We start from the raw sequence: 16,221 nt of genomic DNA, 5'->3' as shown, positions 1-16,221 counted from the left end.
GGCGGCCCTCCCTAGGATGACCTCATGTCACTCCCGCACGCGATCCTCACCGCCCTGCTCGAGAAGCCCTCGTCGGGGCTCGGACTCACCCGGCGGTTCGACAAGTCGATCGGCTACTTCTGGTCGGCGACGCACCAGCAGATCTATCGCGAGCTGGGAAAACTGGAGGCCGAGGGCTACATCCGGGAACTGCCCTCCGAACAGCCCGCCCGGGGCCAGAAGAAGAGCTACGAGGTCCTGCCCGCCGGCCGCGCCGAACTCGCCCGCTGGACGGCCCTCTCACAGGACCCCAAGCCGCTGCGGGACACGATGCTGCTGCGGCTGCGTGCCGCCGCCGTCGTCGGCACCGCCGGCGTCGAAGCCGATCTGCGGCGTCATCTCGCCCTGCACCAGGCACAGTTGACGGAGTATCAGGAGATCCAGGAGCGGGACTTCCCGCCGGGCAAGGACACCCCCGAGGACCGGCTGCGCCACCTCGTGCTGCGCGCGGGCATCGACCTGGAGACTTTCTGGACCCAGTGGCTGACCCACGCGATCGAGGAGTTCGCGGAGCTGGACGCGGCGGGCGACTAGACGGAGTCCGCGCCGCCGGCAGGCTCCGTGCCGCCGGCAGGCTGCGTGCCGCCGGCAGGCTCAGTGCCGCCGTCAGGCTCCGCGATGCCCCGCAGTCCCGCGCCGGCCGGAGGGCCGGGCATGCCTCGGCGACCGCCCGCGACGGGAGTCGGCTGAGCGGTCGCCGGGTGCCCGGTGGCCGGTGCCTCTGGGCCCGGATCAGAGGCGGTGGGGCTTGAAGCGGCGGCGCAGGAACCAGGCCGCCGCGACCGTGCCGGTCACGACCAGGGCCGCTCCGCCGGCGACGGTGGCCGTGCCGTAGTCCTTCACGGCTCCGCCGACACCGCCCATGACACCGCGCGAGGGCGAGGCCGTGGCGGTCGAGGAGGTCGTCGGCGTCGCGGGGGCCGAGACGATGATGGACTGGGTGCCCGCCGTCGACCCGTCCCCGCACACCACGATGACCGTGTACGTGCCGGGGCCGACGCCCGTCCAGGACGCCGCCTGACTGTTGCTGGTGCCCGTGAGCGGCATCTGCCGTCCCTGGGCGAAGTTCGCCTGCCCGCTGGAGAGCAGCGAGGCGTTGCCGAAGCTGCTTCCGTTGCTCGGGCAGGCGCTGGTGGTGACCGAGACCGACGTGCCGCTGGTGCTCACCGAGATCCCGGAACCCCAAGCGACGGCCGACGGGGCGGCCAGGGTGAGCGGAAGCGCAGCGGCGGCGGCCACGGTCAGGCCCGAGCGGAGAAGTGTCTGAGTGGTACGCATAGGAACTGCCCTCCAGCGGCACGGTTGGCGGTACTTCCCATGCGCCGCCGAGGATCGGAAGGCCCGTGCTGCCTCAGGGAGAGCAAAAGCGCCCCGGGCCCGGCCCGCATCCGGACGGGGACCGGGCAGGTGACGGATTCCGTCGTCCGGCCGATCACCGCTGGCGTTCTGGCGCGGTGTGCGGCAGGGCGGGGCCGCGCGGCTGTGAGGGGCAGCGCGACGGTGAGGGCAGCGCCGCGGTGAGGTCGGCGCGGTGGGGAGGGGGCGGGCCGCCGGCCGGTGTCAGCCTCCGGTCGTCACCGAGCGCTGCGCCGAGAACCCGCCCCAGGTGCCGTCGGGCAGCTTCGCCCGGATCCGCACCCGGTGGGTCTCGTCCGCCGTCCGGCCGACGTAGAAGCTGTAGGTGGCGGTGCCGTGCGGCGGGTTGCCGCCCCAGACGAGCGAGGTCGCGGCGCGCCCGTCCAGGTGGATCTGGTACTCGCTGATCACCCCGTCGACCGGCGGCGCGACCCAGGACAGGTCGATGTAGTACGCCCCGTCCGCGCGGTGCGTCGTCGCCCGGAAGGCCGTCGGCGCCGTGCCCCGGCCGTCGTCGGAGCCCGGCGCGGTGGTGAGGCGGACGGTCTCGCTCGGCGGCGAGGTGTTGTCCGACGTGTCGCGGGCCCGCACGGTGAAGGCGTAGGCCGTGCCGGGCCGCAGCCCCGTGACCACGGTCGCCGTCTGCGCGCCGCCCACACTGTGGATCTTCGACCCGCCCTGGTAGACGTCGTACGAGGCCACACCGCCCTTGTCCGTCGAGCGGGTCCACGACAACTGCGCCGCCCGGCTGCCGACCGCCTTGCCGCGTGGGCTGCCGGGGCGGGTGGGCGGTGTGCGGTCGGCCGTGACCGCGGCCGGAGTGGTGGCCCGGACCCGTTTGCTCGGCGGTCCCGAGGCCCCGGCGGAGTTCCGCGCCCGGACCGTGAAGACGTAGCCGGTCGACGGCTTCAGCCGGGTGACGTCCACCATGTGCTCCGCGCCGGGCACCTCCGCGACCTTGGTGTTCCCCCGGTACACCTCGTAGTGGGTGACCGGCGGGTCCTCCTCGGCCAGGTTCCACATCACATGGACGCTGGTCGCGCTGCCCGCGGCGGCCGTCACGCCCAGCGGCGCCCCGGGCAGCCGCTCGCCCTGCCCGGCCGACGGCGCGCCCCAGCCGCAGGACGGGAGCACCAGCAGCGCGCCGCACACCAGCGCGCGCAGGACGGTGGGGGGAACGCCTCGCACGGGTCCGCCTTCCCTCGACGGGATTGGTCTGTACCTATAAGACACGGCTGACGCGGCCACATCAAGAGGGGGGACGCGTGTCGAAGAGCGGGGCGGGTGTTGGCCGGAACATGTCGACGGTACGTATGCTGATCCCCGACGCGGTGTGAACTCGCCCCGATCCCAGGGGAGTTCCTGCCCACGGCGCGGAACGCTGTCGTCGCTGAACCCGCGCCGGCGCGTGCGGTCGAGTGGCCGGAGCCGACTGCGGCTCGGGCCCTCGGCCGTACGGCGCCCGCCGGACACCGCCGCGCCCCGCCTCCCTGGCCCGCCGCCTCGGCCGCACGGGCGCGTGTGCATCGTCCGGCCCCCTTCCGGTGGACGCACCGTCAGAGGCCCACCACATTGGGGCAGGTGACTTTGTGTCCCCCAGGAGAGGGTCTCCCATCGTGCGTGTCCAGTCGCTGACGCTGGCCGTGGCCGCCGTCGCCCTGCTGGCCCCGGCGCCGCCGCCCGCCGCGCCCGCGCCGCCCGCGACTCCGGCGTCTCCCGTGGCCGGCCATCCGGGAAGTCGCCCCCCGGCCGTCCGGGAGAGCGCAGTCGGAGCCGCCGAACTGCTGGCGAAGGCGCGCAGCTGCGACCCCGTCTCTCAGGGGCGCTACCGGACCGACGACGGCACCTCCGCCGAGATCCCGGTCTGCGGCACCAAGGGCGCCGTCTTCTGGAAGGCCGACATGGACATCGACTGCGACGGCAGGCCGGGCCGCCTGTGCAACGGCCGCACCGACCCGCTCTTCTCCGACACCACCGCCGTCCAGCAGTCCGACGGCCGCTATCTGAGCGCCGAGACCCTGCCCTACATCGTCGTCCCGGCCCCCAGTGACATCTGGGACCACCGGGAGCACGGCATCGCCACCGGTTCGGTGGCCGCCGTGATCTACCGGAACCGCGTCCAGTACGCCGTCGTCGGCGACACCGGCCCGAGAGACATCATCGGCGAGGCCTCGTACGCGACGGCCAAGGCGCTCGGCATCCGCCCCGACCCGCGCGGCGGCGGCACCCCGTCCGGGGTCACCTACATCGTGTTCAGGAACTCCCGCGTCTCACCCATCGAGGACCGTGCCGCGACGGTCCGGGCGGGGGAGCGGCTGGCCCGGGAGTTCGCCGCCGAGGGCCGAAACCCGGTGCCGAGCCGCCCCGCCGGCGACTGAGGGCGGTCAGACCGCGGCCCAGCCGTTGTCCACGGGCAGGATCACGCCGTTGATGTTGCTCGCGGCGTCCGAGGCGAGGAACACGATCGCCGCGGCCTGCTCCGCCGCCTCGGCGGGCCGGCCCACGTTGCCCATGTAGGCGCCGAGCGTGGCGGGACCGTGCGCGCCCGCCTCCGCGTCCACGGTGATCGCGGTCTTCGTGCCGCCCGGCGCGATGGCGTTGGTGCGGATGCCCTGGTCCCGGTACATCACGGCCAGCGACTTGGTGAGCCCCGCGACCCCGTGCTTCGACGCGGTGTACGCGGCCCCGGCTGCGCTGCCGCGCAGACTCGCCTCGGAGGCGGTGTTCACGATGGCGCCCCGGCCGGCCGCGAGCATGTGCGGCAGCACGGCGCGGGCCAGCAGGAACGGGGCGGTCAGGTTGACCCGGATGACCCGCTCCCACTCCGCGTCGCTCACCTCGGCCACCGCCGACATACGGTCCATGATCCCGGCGTTGTTCACCAGCACGTCGACCCCGCCGAACCGCTCCACCGCAGTCGCCGCGACCCGGTCCACGACCGACTGCTCGCTCAGGTCGCCCGTCACGGACACGGCGGTGCCGCCCGCCGCCTCGATCTCGGCCACGACCGCGGCGGCACCCTCGGGGTTCAGGTCGGCCACGACCACGCGCGCGCCCTCGGCCGCGAACGCCAGGGCGGTGGCCCGGCCGATGCCCGAGCCCGCGCCGGTGACGATGACGCTGCGGCCGGCCAGTCCAGTGGTGGTCATGACGTTCTCCCAGAGGTGCGTACGAGGTGCGAAGTGTGCGACAGGCATATGCCGCTCGGTAACAGTACGACTTAATGTCGCTGAATGACAGAAAGTCTCGGCGGGTGTGAGGAGATCGCTAGACTCGGCCCCGCCCCCGACCCCGGGCGGCGGACGCGGGCACATCCGAGGAGTCAGCGGTGTCGGACGGTTCGATCGGCGATCACGCGGGACGCGGGCGCGGCCGGACCGGGCGGCCTCCGCTGACGGACGAGCGCAGGGCCGCGTTCCGCCAGGAGATCGCCCGCGCCGCGGTGGAACTCTTCGTCGCCCAGGGCGTCGCCGCCACCACCGGCGAGCAGATCGCGCGGGCCGTCGGCGTCTCCTCGCGGACCCTGTGGCGCTACTTCCCGAACAAGGAGAGCTGCGTCAGCCCGCTCTTCGCGGCCGGCATCGACGCGATCGGGGCAGCGCTGCGCGCCTGGCCGGAGGACGGTTCGCTGGAGGACGCGCTGGAGGGACCCACGAGCGGCGAGGGTCTGACGCCGCTGCCGCAGATGCCGCGGGTCCGGGCCCTGCTCCGGCTCACCCGCACCGAACCGGGGCTACGGGCCGTCTGGCTCCAGGCCCACGACGAGGCCGAACCGGTCTTCGCCCGAGCCCTCGCCGACCGCGCCGGCCTCGCCACCGTCGACCTGCGCTCACACATCCAGGCGGCCATGCTCAACGCCGCCCTCCGCGTGGCGGTCGAGCACTACGCGTGGCGTACGGAAGAGACGGAATCCACCCCGGAGAAGGCCCGCGCGGAGGTGACCGCGACGGTGCGGTCGGCGCTGGGGGTTGCGGCCAGGGGGATCTCCTAGAGACCCCGCGACATGGCTGCCCCCACGCCCGGGCCGCGCGCCGCGCCCGGACTGCCCCTGGGCCGCCGCCACACGCCGCGCGCGGGTGGCCTCGCGTCTCGGTGGCTCCCGTGCCTGGGCTGCGCCCGGGCCTCGGGGACCCCACGCCCGGCCTGGGCCGTGTCTCCGCTGCACCGCCCCGGGGCCGCATCCGCTTCTCGGAGGACCCAGCGCCCGGGCTGCCCACGCGCCCCGGCCGTGCCCCGCTTCACGGGCGGGACGGGGAGAGCCCCTCCCTCGGGCCGGGCCCGGGCCCCGCACGGCCACAGCCGCGCCGGCCCGGCGTGGCTGTCGAGGTCGCGACGCGGGCCCGCGTAGCCGTCGAGGCGTCGTCGACTCCCCGCACGGGCAGCCGCGTCCTCACTCCTTGCGGTAGCTGTACGCCTCTGTCGCCGCCGCCTCCACCGCGCTGAGGTCGCCGCCCGCCGAGGCGGTCACCACCGCGGCCACCGCGCCCTCCACGAACGGGGCGTCCACCAGGCGGGTGTCGGCCGGGAGTTCGTCGCCCTCGGCGAGCAGCGCCTTGACCGTCAGTACGGCGCTGCCGAGGTCGGTGAGCACCGCGACACCCGCGCCGCCGTCCACCGAGGCCGCCGCGGCGGCGATGAGTTCCGAACTGGTGCCGAGACCGCCGTCCGTCGTACCGCCCGCCGCGGCCACCGGAGCCGTCGTGCGGCCACCGGCGAGGCCGGTCGCCAGTTCGGCGACGGACGCGGCGACGGCGGCACTGTGGGAGACCAGCACGATGCCGACGAGTCCGGCAGCCGTCTCCGGTGTCTTAGCCGGCCCGGCTGTCCCCGCCGTCGCCGCCGTCGCCGCCGTCTCCGGGGTGTTCGTGGTGTCACTCACCGGACGCCTCCACGAGTGCTCCGATCAGCAGCGACGCGGATGTGGCGCCGGGGTCCTGATGGCCGATGCTGCGCTCGCCCAGGTAGCTCGCCCGGCCCTTGCGGGCCTGGAGGGGCGTCGTCGCCGCCGCGCCCTCCTCGGCGGCCGTCTTCGCGGCCTCGAAGGACTCGCCGAGCGCGTCGACCGCCGGTACCAGGGCGTCGATCATGGTCTTGTCGCCGGGCGCGGCTCCGCCGAGCGCCATGACCGCGTCGACGCCCGCGCGCAGCGCGTCCGCGAGCTGCTCCTGACTCACCTCGACGGCGTCTCCGAGAGCCTTCCCGGTGCGGCGCAGCAAGGTCCCGTACAGCGGACCGGACGCGCCGCCGACGGTCGAGATCAACTGCCGCCCGGCCAGCGTGAGCACACCGCCCGGGGTGTCCGGGGACTCCTTCTCCAGCGCGGCCGTCACGGCGACGAACCCGCGCTGCAGATTGCTGCCGTGGTCGGCGTCACCGATCGGCGAGTCCAGGTCGGTGAGCCGCGCTGCCTCGCGGTCCACGGACGCTGCGGTCGCCGTCATCCAACGGCGGAAGAAATCGGCGTCGAGCACGGAATCTCCTTGCGTGGTACGGAAGTTGACCTGAAGTCGGCCGGTTGACCCGCTGCCGCGGCCGGCTTCCTGTTGACCGGGTTCACACGCCCCAGCGCAGCCCCGGCGTCTTCACCGGCGCGTCCCACAGCCGCAGCAGTTCCTCGTCCACCTGGCACAGGGTCACCGAGGCGCCGGCCATGTCCAGCGAGGTGACGTAGTTGCCGACCAGCGTGCGGGCCACCGCGACCCCGCGTTCGGTCAGGGCGCGCTGGACCTCCGCGTTGAAGCCGTACAGCTCCAGCAGGGGAGTGGCGCCCATGCCGTTCACCAGGACCAGGACGGGGTTGCGCGGTGTGAGGTCGTCCAGGATCGCCTGCACGGAGAAGTCGGCGATCTCGCGCGAGGTCATCATCGCGCGCCGCTCCCGTCCCGGCTCGCCGTGGATGCCGACCCCCAGCTCCAGTTCCCCGGGCGGCAGATCGAAGGTCGGGCTGCCCTTGGCCGGAGTGCTGCACGCGCTCAGGGCGACGCCGAAACTACGGGAGTTCTCGTTGACCTGGGTGGCCAGCGCCTGGACGCGGTCGAGGGGCGCGCCCTCGTCGGCGGCGGCGCCCGCGATCTTCTCGACGAACAGGGTCGCGCCCGTACCGCGCCGGCCCGCCGTGTACAGGCTGTCCGTGACGGCCACGTCGTCGTTGACGAGGACCTTGGCGATCTGGATGCCCTCGTCCTCGGCCAGCTCGGCCGCCATGTCGAAGTTCAGCACGTCACCGGTGTAGTTCTTCACGATGAACAGCACGCCGGCGCCGCTGTTCACGGCCGCCGCCGCCCGCAGCATCTGGTCCGGCACCGGTGAGGTGAAGACCTCGCCGGGACAGGCCGCGGACAGCATGCCGGGTCCCACGAATCCCCCGTGCAGCGGCTCGTGCCCCGACCCGCCGCCGGAGACCAGGCCCACCTTTCCCGCGACCGGGGCGTCCCGGCGTACGATCACGCGGTTCTCGACGTCCACCGTCAGCTCGGGATGGGCGGCGGCCATGCCCCGCAGCGCGTCCGCGACCACCGTCTCCGCCACGTTGATGAGCATCTTCATGGGAACCTCCTGGTGAGAAGAGTCGCTGGGCTCCTTGTCCCATAATGCCCACGTTGTGGGCGGTTCCGTCGGTCGGCGACCGCGACGCCGGCGCGCGGAAGGGCGGTGCGAGGAGCTCACCCCCGGCAGTATCGGCGCTCGGACGGCGACGGTCACGTGCGCGGACGACCTCGGGCGCACGGGTTTCCCCCCGTCGTCCACCCACGCCGATTCCGTACGCCACCGGTCTCGTATGCCACCGGTCCTGTACGCCGGGTCCTGCATGCCTCCGGTCCAGTGCGCCTCCGGTCCCGTGCGCCACCGATCCGTTACGCGCCCGGCTACTTGGTCGCGTTCCGCACCTGGAGGGTGCCGCGCTCGCTCTCGCGCAGGCCGCGGCCGATGATCAGGCGCTGGATCTGGTTGGTTCCTTCGAAGATCTGCATGACCTTGGCCTCGCGCATGTAGCGCTCGACCGGGAAGTCCCGCGTGTAGCCCGCGCCGCCCAGCACCTGGACCGCGTCGGTGGTGACCTTCATGGCGTTGTCCGTCGCGATGAGCTTGGCGATCGACGCCTCGGACTGGAAGGGCAGGCCCTCGTCCTTCAGGCGGCCGGCGGCCAGCGTGGTCGCCCGGGAGGCCTGGACGGCGGCGGCCATGTCGGCGAGGACGAAGGCGAGGCCCTGGTGCTCGATGATGGGCCGGCCGAAGGTCTCCCGCTCGCGTGAGTAGCGCAGGGCGTGGTCCAGCGCGCCCTGGGACAGGCCGGTGGCCACGGCGGCGATGCCGAGCCGCCCGCAGTCGAGGCCGGCGAAGGCGATCCGCAGGCCCTCGCCCTCCTCGCCGAGCCGGCGGGCGACGGGCACACGGGCGTTCTCGAAACGGACGGTGGCGGTCGCGGACCCGGTCAGGCCCATCTTCTGCTCCGGCGGGTCGGCCACCAGACCCGGTGTGTCGGCCGGTACCAGGAAGCAGGAGATGGCGTGCGAACCGGCGTCCGAGGTGCGCGCCATGACCGTGTAGAAGTCGGCGTGGCCGCCGTGCGTGGTCCAGGCCTTGGCGCCGTTGAGGACGTAGTCGTCACCGTCGCGGACGGCCCGGGTACGCATCGCAGCCGGGTCGGAACCGGCGTGCGCCTCGGACAGGCAGTACGCGCCGAGCAGCTCGCCGCCGAGCATGTCCGGCAGCCACTCCTTCTTCTGCTCCTCGGTGCCGAACTCGGCCAGCGCGTAGCAGGACAGCGCGTGCACGGAGACGCCGACCGCGACGCTCGCCCACACGGCGGCGATCTCCTCAAGGACCTGGAGGTAGACCTCGTAGGGCTGGTCGCCGCCGCCGTACTCCTCGGGGTACGGCAGGCTGAGCAGCCCGGCCCGTCCGAGAGTGCGGAAGACATCGCGGGGGAAGCGGCCCTCGGCCTCCGCCTCGGCGACGCGCGGTGCCAGCTCCTTCTCGGCCAGCTCACGCGTCAGGGCGATCAGGTCGACGGCTTCCGGTGCGGGGAGCGTGCGGGTCGCGGGCATGGGGCGTCCTCGGGGGTGCGGTCCCGCGCTGCGGGATTTTGATACGCCAGGCGATACAAGAGTATCGTTTTTGGTACCGCTCGGCCACGGGTCGACGCCACCTCCGTGCCGGGTGCCGAGTCCCGGAGGTAAGGGAGGGAGGCAGGGGGGTGGGCGCGGGGGTTCTCAGGGGGACGCGGGGGTTTTCAGGGGGAGGGGATTCAGGGGGAGACGGCGTGCACGATGAGGGACGCCAGTTCGGCGTACGCCTCGGCGTCGCTCAGCCCCGTGCGCGCGGCCACCTCGCCGCGCTGGATCTCCTGCATGGTGGCCGCGACGACCTCGCCGACGAACGCGGCGTGGACGTCACGGAAGGCACCCGCGGTGACGCCGTCCGCGATGAGCTGCCTGATCCTGGCCGCGGCGAGACGCGTATTGGCCTCGTACACCTCACGGGCCGGTTCGAATCCGGCCATGTCGTCCAGGAACCGCCGGGACAGCGGCCTGAGCTGCTGTGCGACCGCGTTCAGGTAGACGACCACGCGCTCGGAGGGGGCGGAGGTGTCGGCGACCTGCTTCTCGACGGACTGCGCGGCCTCACGGAAGTAGTGCTTCACCGCCTCGCGCACCAACTCCTGCTTGCTGCCCGCTAGCTGGTACAGCGTGGTCTTCGAGCAGCGCAGCCGCTCGGTCAGCTCGTCCAGCGTGAAGGCCGCGAACCCCTCCGCCACCAGCAGCGCGACAAGCCGTTCGAGCAGGTCGGTCTGGCGCGCTGTGCGGCGAGTGGACGGCATGATCTCAGCGTAACCGCTCCTCCGCGGCGGCGACCGTCGCCCCGGGAGGGGTGCGGAGGGAGGCCGGGCGTGGTCCGCGTATCGCCCGCGTCGAGAGGCGGGCTGCCCCTCAGGGCTGCCCCTCAGGGCGGGCCCTCGGCGGACGCCGGTGCGTCGCCCGGCGCGGGGGCGGATGCGGGGTCCGGCGGGCCGAGGGTGTCCGGCTCGGGGAGCCCTTGCACGTCGACTCCCCGCACCTGCGCCAACTCGTTTTTGAGCGCGGCGAGTTAGTCTCCACCCGCCATGTGCGTGGTGAGTTCCTCCAGGGTCACGTCGTCGCGGTCGGCGCCGAGTTCGAGGGTGCCGAGCCGGAGCACGCTGAAGTGGTCGCCGACCATATAGGCGTGGTGCGGGTTGTGGGTGATGAAGATGACGCCGAGGCCCCGGTCCCGGGCGGCGGCGATGTGCTTCAGGACGACGCCGGACTGTTTGACACCGAGCGCGGCGGTCGGTTCGTCCAGGATGAGGACGCGCGCGCCGAAGTGCACCGCCCGCGCGATCGCCACGGACTGGCGCTGGCCGCCGGAGAGCGTGCCGACCGGCTGGTCGAGATCGTCCAGGGCGATGCCCATGCCGCGCAGCTCCTCGTCCGCGGTCCGCTTCATCCGCGCGATGTCGAGCCGGCGAACGGGCCAGGGTCCCTTCGTCAGTTCCGAGCCGAGGAAGAAGTTCCGCCACACCGGCATCAACGGCACCGTCGCCAGGTCCTGGTAGACGGTGGCGATGCCCTTCGCCAGCGCGTCGCGCGGGGTGTTGAAGCGCACCGCCTCGCCGTCCACGAGGAACTCGCCCTCGCTGTGCTGGTGCAGCCCCGAGACGATCTTTATGAGGGTGGACTTGCCGGCGCCGTTGTCCCCGAGGACGCACGCCACCCGGCCGGGGTGGACGGTCAGCGAAACCCCGTGCAGCGCACGGATGTTGCCGTACGACTTTCCGGCGCCGCGCAGTTCGACGATCGGGCCGGTGTCCTTCGCGGGAGAGGCGTCGGTGAGGGGAGCGTCCGCGGTCGCGGGTCCGTCTGCTGACATGGCGCGCTTCACCTCCGGGCCGCCGTGCGGCGCACCAGCAGATTGACGAGCGTGGCGCCGAGCAGCATCACGCCGAGGAAGGCCTTGAACCAGTCGGGGTTCCAACCCGCGTACACGATGCCCTGGTTGACCATGCCGAACATGAAGGCGCCGAAGACCGGGCCGATCGCGGAACCGTAACCGCCGGTGAGCAGACAGCCGCCGATCACCGCCGCCGCGATGTAGATCAGCTCCTGGCCCACGCCCTCGCCGGACTGCACGGTGTTGAAGGAGAACAACTGGTGCATGCCGACGAACCAGGCGCCGAAGCCGACCGCCATGAACAGCGTGATCTTGGTGAAGGTGACCGGGACGCCGACCGCCCGGGCGCTGGCCTGGCACGGGATACAAGTCCCTGTCACACCCGGATGTCAAGACTTTGTTAAGACATCATTTCAGGCACAGGTCCGGATGTCCGTACAAGGATGGGTGCTGCCCTCGTGCCCTCTCGCGAAAACGGGTACGGGTATCCCTGGCGCCACACCCGCACCGGCGTCGCGTCCCACGTGGCGTCGCCCCCGCACCGGCATCACCTCCGCACCGGCGTCGCCCCCCGTACGGCGTCGCCCCACCCCTTCGTGCATTCGTACAGGAGCCCCTGGATGACCATCACGTACCATCTGCCCGCCGGGAAGTCCCGCACCGGCGCCTACGCCGTCGACGTCTCGCCCGCCTCGGCCGGCTGGGAGCACTCGGCCCTGCGGGTGCTGGAGCTGCCGCCCGGCGGCAGGCACGCGTTCGGGACCGGCGACAGCGAGTGGATCGTGCTGCCGCTCGCGGGCGGCTGCGCCGTCACCGTCGACGGCGAGACCTTCCCGCTGACCGGACGGACCGGCGTGTTCGAGGGCGTGACCGACTTCGCGTACGCCCCCCGAGACGCCGAGGTCGCGATCTCCTCACGCGACGGCGGCCGGTTCGCGCTCGCCGGCGCCCGTTGTGCCCGCCGGCTGCCCGCCCGGTACGTTCCCGCCACCGCCGTTCCGGTCGAGCTGCGCGGGACGGGTTCCTGTTCGCGGCAGGTCAACAACTTCGGCGCGGCGGACGTCTTCGACTGCGACCGGCTCATCGCCGTCGAGGTGATCACCCCCGGCGGCAACTGGTCCTCGTACCCGCCGCACAAGCACGACGAGCACCGGCCCGGCGAGGAATCCGAGCTGGAGGAGATCTACTACTTCGAGTTCGCCGCCCACGGGGACACCCCCGGCCTCGGCTACCAGCGTGTCTCGCCCTCCGGCCAGGGCACCGGCACCGACGTCCTCGCCGAGGTCCGTGACGGCGACGTCGTCCTCATCCCGGACGGCTGGCACGGCCCCTCGATGGCCGCGCCGGGCCACCACATGTACTACCTCAACGTCATGGCGGGCCCGGGTCCGGACCGCGCCTGGCTGATCCGCGACCACCCCGACCACGCCTGGATCCGCTCCACCTGGCCCGAACAGCCCGTCGACCCGCGCCTGCCCCTCTACACCGCCCCCCAGAGCCCCTGACGGGCACGCCCGCGAGAGCGATTCCAAGTGACCGGCCAACCGGCCAACCGGCCAACCGGCCAACCGGCCAAGCGGCCAACCGGCCAACCGGCCAATCGGTCCACCGGGCCCCAGCCCCCAGCGCTCAGCCCAGCTTCTTCAGCAGTTCCGTGGCGAGCGGGGCGGCGGAGGCCGGGTTCTGGCCGGTCACGAGGTTGCGGTCGACGACGACCTTCGGGGCCCACGCCTCGCCCTCCTGGAAGTCGACGCCCGCTTCGACCAGGCGGTCCTGGAGCAGCCACGTCGCCTTGTCCGCGAGCCCGGCCTGCGTCTCCTCGGCGTTGGTGAAGGCCGTGACCCGGTAACCCGCGAACGCGTTGGAACCGTCCTCCCGGGTCGCCGCCAGCAGGGCCGCCGGGGCGTGGCAGACGACACCGAGCGGCTTGCCCGACTCCAGCGCCGCGGTGAGCAGCCTGCCCGAGTCGGTGTCGACCGACAGGTCCTCCATCGGGCCGTGGCCGCCCGGGTAGAACACGGCGTCGTAGCCGGCGAGGTCCACGCCCGACAGCTTGACCGGCTTCTTCAGCTCGGCCATGGACGCGACGGTGCGCGCGACCCGGTCGGCGCCCTCCTGACCGCCGTTGAACTCCGGCGCCAGGCTCCCCTGGTCCATCGGCGGCTCGACACCGTCCGGCGTGGCCACGACCACGTCGTGTCCGGCCGCCTTGAACGCCTCGTAGGGGGCCGCCGCCTCCTCGGCCCAGAACCCGGTGGGGTGGCGGGTGCCGTCGGCGAGTGTCCAGTGGTCGGCGCCGGTCATCACGAAAAGGATTGTCGACATGGTGCGTCCTTCCAGGCGTGCGGATCAGGTGGCCCCGGGGTCTTCGCGGTCCTCGCGGTCCTCGCGGTCGGGGTCCACGCGGGGCTACGGGTGCCCATCCAGGTGATCCGCACACGGATCGCCGGGCCGTCCGAAGCGGTTGCCCTCTCGACCGTAGGCGCGCGGGAGGCGGGAGACCAACGGTGGGGCCCGGGAAGCCGGGGGTCGACGGGGGCTCGGGAGCGGGAGGCCGGCGGGGAGCGGGGGAGAGGGCGTGAGGGGCGCCTGAGGGGCTGCCCGCGGCCCCGGACACGGGATGCTGCCCGTGCCGCCGGACGCGAGGTGCTGCCTGTGCCGCCGGACGCGAGGTGATGCCTGTGCGGGCCGACGCGCTAGCGCGGTACGGCCGCCCGACGCTCCAGTACGAGCAGCGCCCGCTCCGCCCAGGCGATGTTCGCCTGCTCGAAGGCGCGTCCGCCCAGCAGGGTGAGATACGGGCCGACGCGCCCGGCGGTGGCGAGGTACTCCTCCTCGGTCCGCCCGTCGAGCAGGCGTGCGCCGATCCGGTCGTAGTGCGCCAGCTTGGCCCGCGCCCCCTCCAGCCGCTCGGCGATCGCCGCGCGCACGGCGTCGGCGTCACCCTCGTCGAGCGCGTACACCTTCACCATCAGCTCGTCGCGCAGGGCCGTCGGGCGGGCGGGGGCGGCGGTGAACGCGGCCAGGGTGTCGAGCCCCGCCGCCGTCAGGGAGAACACCCGTTTGTTGGGCCGGCGTTCCTGGCGCACCAGCCGGGCTTCGATGAGCCCCTCGGACTCCATGCGGTCCAGCTCCCGGTAGAGCTGCTGCGGGGTCGCCATCCAGAAGTTGGCCACCGACGCGTCGAAACCCTTGGCCAGGTCGTACCCCGACGCCTCGCCCTCCAGGAGCGCGGCCAGAACCGCGTGTCGCAATGCCATCCCCCCAGGCTAGACGGCACGCACAGGCGCGACTAATCTGATCCGCACCTAATCAATTAGTTGAGTATGGAGGTGGGCGCGATGAACGCGTTCCGCAAGGCCGTGGAGGCCGGGGATCTCACCGCGGTCGAGGAACTCCTCGCCGACGATGTCGTGTTCACCAGCCCCGTCGCCTTCAAGCCCTACCCGGGCAAGCCGATCACCGCGGCCATCCTCCGGGGTGTCTGGCGCGTCTTCAGCGACTTCCGCTACCTCCGTGAGATCGCCGGAGCCGACGGCCGCGACCACGCGCTCGTGTTCACCGCCAAGGTGGGCGACAAGGAGATCAACGGCTGCGACTTCCTGCACTTCGACGAGGACGGCCTGATCGACGAACTCACCGTCATGGTCCGCCCGTTGTCGGCGGCGCAGGCGCTCGCCGCGGCGATGGGCGCGGAGTTCGAGCAGATCTCCCGGGAGGCGGCGGGCGCGTGAGCCCCGGCTCTGGCGCCGTTTGAACCGACTCCGCGCGGCTACCTGGTTGTTGTGACTTCTACGACATCCCAGCAGGAACTCTTCCGCTTCCTGGAGGACCGCTTCGCCTGCGCCCAGGCGTGCAGCGAATGCGCCCGGGCCTGCGCGCTGCGCGCGAGCCTCATGAATCCCGACGGGCCCGAGGAACAGGACCTGGTACGCCGCAAGGGCGTGCTGTGCGCGGAGGTCTGCGAGGCGACCTGCCACCTGCTGTCCCGGCAGAGCGGACCGGACGAGAGCGAGATGCGGGCCCAGTTGGAGTGGTGCCGGGCCGTCTGCCTGGAGTGCGCGGACGTCTTCGACACCTTCCCCGGCGCGGAGGGCTCGGCCAAGACCTGCCGTGAGTGCGCCCAGGCCTGCGCCGACTTCCTGGCCACGCTCCGCTGAACCCGGGGAGCGCCCACTCGGTGCCGGTCGGTGCCGGTCGGTGCCGGTCGGTGCCGGCTTGCTCGTAGCCTCGCGCGGAACGCCGGCCCGCGTCCGATGAACTCCGGCCCGCGTCCGCTCAGGCCCGCCCCTCCAACGGCCGTCCCGCGCGCACGTTCCAGCGTCCCGCGCGTCCGCTGAACTCCGTGGCGGTGAGCGGAGGGACGTCGAGCCGCCAGAACGCCGACTCCGGCGCCCCCAACGCCCGTACCACCAGGGCCCGTACGACCTCGGGTTCCACCACCGCGACGAGTCTGCCGCCGAGTTCGGCGGCCGAGTCCAGGCAGCCGGCGACCCGGTCGCAGAACTCCCGCACCGAGTCTCCGCCGTGCGGCGCGGACAGCGGGTCGGCGAGCCAGCGCGCGACCGCCTCCGGCTCCGCCGCGCTCACCTCGCCCAGCGTGGACCCGCGCCAGCGGCCCACCTGCAGACCGGCCAGCTCCGGCACCTCCGTGGCGCCGTCCAGGCCGAGCCCCTGCGCGGTCTGCCGGCAGCGCACGGTGGGGGAGAGCCACACCCGGTCGCCGCGCGGCACCGCGCCCGCGTCGGCGGCGGCCCGGACGGCCCGCAGACCGGAGGCGTCCACCGGACTCCCGTCGTCGAAGCGGGCCTCGCGCAGCGCCTCACTGACCGCCGCTGAGACCAGCGTCACTCGGCTCGTCATGCCATCACTCTCATGTGTCGTCGTGGCCCGCGATCACAAGGGCCCCTGTCCGGC

Annotated in this window: 17 protein-coding genes and 2 pseudogenes; 6 read left to right on the top strand and 13 right to left on the bottom strand. The window is 73.0% G+C overall.

What is annotated here, in order from left to right; genetic code table 11:
• Window positions 1-24: 24 nt before the first annotated feature.
• The gene (locus tag AB0912_RS17550; protein WP_366700523.1) at window positions 25-573 is read left to right on the top strand and encodes a PadR family transcriptional regulator; all 549 of its coding nucleotides are present in this window, start codon (window positions 25-27) and stop codon (window positions 571-573) included.
• A 198-nt stretch (window positions 574-771) separates the two neighbouring features.
• On the opposite strand, the gene AB0912_RS17545 is transcribed toward AB0912_RS17550, so the two are convergent.
• Window positions 772-1,317: a hypothetical protein gene (locus tag AB0912_RS17545; RefSeq protein ID WP_366700521.1), complete on the bottom strand. Its 546-nt coding sequence runs from the start codon at window positions 1,315-1,317 to the stop codon at window positions 772-774.
• A 282-nt stretch (window positions 1,318-1,599) separates the two neighbouring features.
• Window positions 1,600-2,583 carry a fibronectin type III domain-containing protein gene (locus AB0912_RS17540; RefSeq protein WP_366700519.1) on the bottom strand — a complete coding sequence of 328 codons (984 nt, stop codon included), beginning with the start codon at window positions 2,581-2,583 and terminating at the stop codon, window positions 1,600-1,602.
• 428 nt (window positions 2,584-3,011) lie between these two features.
• On the opposite strand from AB0912_RS17540, the gene AB0912_RS17535 reads away from it, so the two are divergent.
• On the top strand, window positions 3,012-3,773 hold the full coding sequence (locus AB0912_RS17535) for a glycoside hydrolase family 75 protein (protein WP_366700517.1): 762 nt from the start codon (window positions 3,012-3,014) through the stop codon (window positions 3,771-3,773).
• A 6-nt stretch (window positions 3,774-3,779) separates the two neighbouring features.
• Here the strand turns inward: AB0912_RS17535 and AB0912_RS17530 are convergent, their stop codons facing one another.
• Window positions 3,780-4,544: an SDR family NAD(P)-dependent oxidoreductase gene (locus tag AB0912_RS17530; RefSeq protein WP_366700515.1), complete on the bottom strand. Its 765-nt coding sequence runs from the start codon at window positions 4,542-4,544 to the stop codon at window positions 3,780-3,782.
• A gap of 179 nt (window positions 4,545-4,723) precedes the next feature.
• Between AB0912_RS17530 and AB0912_RS17525 the strand changes: the two genes are divergently transcribed.
• On the top strand, window positions 4,724-5,386 hold the full coding sequence (locus AB0912_RS17525; RefSeq protein ID WP_366700513.1) for a helix-turn-helix domain-containing protein: 663 nt from the start codon (window positions 4,724-4,726) through the stop codon (window positions 5,384-5,386).
• A gap of 399 nt (window positions 5,387-5,785) precedes the next feature.
• Here AB0912_RS17525 and AB0912_RS17520 read toward each other — a convergent pair whose 3' ends face one another.
• From AB0912_RS17520 to AB0912_RS17490, 7 genes and pseudogenes are all read right to left on the bottom strand, one after another.
• Window positions 5,786-6,172: a PTS fructose transporter subunit IIA gene (locus tag AB0912_RS17520; protein ID WP_366700575.1), complete on the bottom strand. Its 387-nt coding sequence runs from the start codon at window positions 6,170-6,172 to the stop codon at window positions 5,786-5,788.
• Window positions 6,173-6,266: 94 nt separating this feature from the next.
• Window positions 6,267-6,866 (bottom strand): dihydroxyacetone kinase subunit DhaL, encoded by a 600-nt coding sequence (gene dhaL / locus AB0912_RS17515; protein ID WP_366700511.1) that lies wholly within the window; start codon window positions 6,864-6,866, stop codon window positions 6,267-6,269.
• A gap of 82 nt (window positions 6,867-6,948) precedes the next feature.
• Complete coding sequence (gene dhaK / locus AB0912_RS17510) at window positions 6,949-7,941, bottom strand: dihydroxyacetone kinase subunit DhaK (protein WP_366700509.1); 993 nt, start codon at window positions 7,939-7,941, stop codon at window positions 6,949-6,951.
• Window positions 7,942-8,261: 320 nt separating this feature from the next.
• Window positions 8,262-9,443 carry an acyl-CoA dehydrogenase family protein gene (locus AB0912_RS17505; RefSeq protein WP_366700507.1) on the bottom strand — a complete coding sequence of 394 codons (1,182 nt, stop codon included), beginning with the start codon at window positions 9,441-9,443 and terminating at the stop codon, window positions 8,262-8,264.
• Between the two features lie 200 nt (window positions 9,444-9,643).
• Window positions 9,644-10,216 (bottom strand): TetR/AcrR family transcriptional regulator, encoded by a 573-nt coding sequence (locus tag AB0912_RS17500; RefSeq protein ID WP_366700505.1) that lies wholly within the window; start codon window positions 10,214-10,216, stop codon window positions 9,644-9,646.
• A 122-nt stretch (window positions 10,217-10,338) separates the two neighbouring features.
• Window positions 10,339-11,283, bottom strand: a pseudogene (locus AB0912_RS17495) (ATP-binding cassette domain-containing protein).
• Between the two features lie 8 nt (window positions 11,284-11,291).
• Window positions 11,292-11,654 (bottom strand): annotated as a pseudogene (locus AB0912_RS17490) (ABC transporter permease); the annotation flags it as partial.
• Window positions 11,655-11,930: 276 nt separating this feature from the next.
• Here AB0912_RS17490 and iolB point away from each other — a divergent pair.
• Window positions 11,931-12,809: a 5-deoxy-glucuronate isomerase gene (gene iolB / locus AB0912_RS17485; protein WP_366700573.1), complete on the top strand. Its 879-nt coding sequence runs from the start codon at window positions 11,931-11,933 to the stop codon at window positions 12,807-12,809.
• Between the two features lie 124 nt (window positions 12,810-12,933).
• Here iolB and AB0912_RS17480 read toward each other — a convergent pair whose 3' ends face one another.
• The gene (locus AB0912_RS17480) at window positions 12,934-13,629 is read right to left on the bottom strand and encodes a type 1 glutamine amidotransferase domain-containing protein (RefSeq protein WP_366700503.1); all 696 of its coding nucleotides are present in this window, start codon (window positions 13,627-13,629) and stop codon (window positions 12,934-12,936) included.
• A gap of 371 nt (window positions 13,630-14,000) precedes the next feature.
• Window positions 14,001-14,564, bottom strand: coding sequence for a PadR family transcriptional regulator (locus tag AB0912_RS17475; RefSeq protein ID WP_366700501.1), 564 nt, complete (start codon window positions 14,562-14,564; stop codon window positions 14,001-14,003).
• Between the two features lie 81 nt (window positions 14,565-14,645).
• Between AB0912_RS17475 and AB0912_RS17470 the strand changes: the two genes are divergently transcribed.
• Together AB0912_RS17470 and AB0912_RS17465 are read left to right on the top strand one after the other, a co-directional pair.
• Window positions 14,646-15,038 carry a nuclear transport factor 2 family protein gene (locus AB0912_RS17470; RefSeq protein WP_366700499.1) on the top strand — a complete coding sequence of 131 codons (393 nt, stop codon included), beginning with the start codon at window positions 14,646-14,648 and terminating at the stop codon, window positions 15,036-15,038.
• A gap of 51 nt (window positions 15,039-15,089) precedes the next feature.
• On the top strand, window positions 15,090-15,464 hold the full coding sequence (locus tag AB0912_RS17465; RefSeq protein ID WP_366700497.1) for a four-helix bundle copper-binding protein: 375 nt from the start codon (window positions 15,090-15,092) through the stop codon (window positions 15,462-15,464).
• 118 nt (window positions 15,465-15,582) lie between these two features.
• Here AB0912_RS17465 and AB0912_RS17460 read toward each other — a convergent pair whose 3' ends face one another.
• Window positions 15,583-16,167, bottom strand: coding sequence for a histidine phosphatase family protein (locus AB0912_RS17460; RefSeq protein ID WP_366700495.1), 585 nt, complete (start codon window positions 16,165-16,167; stop codon window positions 15,583-15,585).
• Window positions 16,168-16,221 lie beyond the last annotated feature (54 nt).

Origin of the sequence: Streptomyces sp. NPDC007084 (genome assembly GCF_040703595.1) — a bacterium.
Classification (GTDB): domain Bacteria; phylum Actinomycetota; class Actinomycetes; order Streptomycetales; family Streptomycetaceae; genus Streptomyces.
This window is presented reverse-complemented; position numbering and strand designations above follow the sequence as displayed.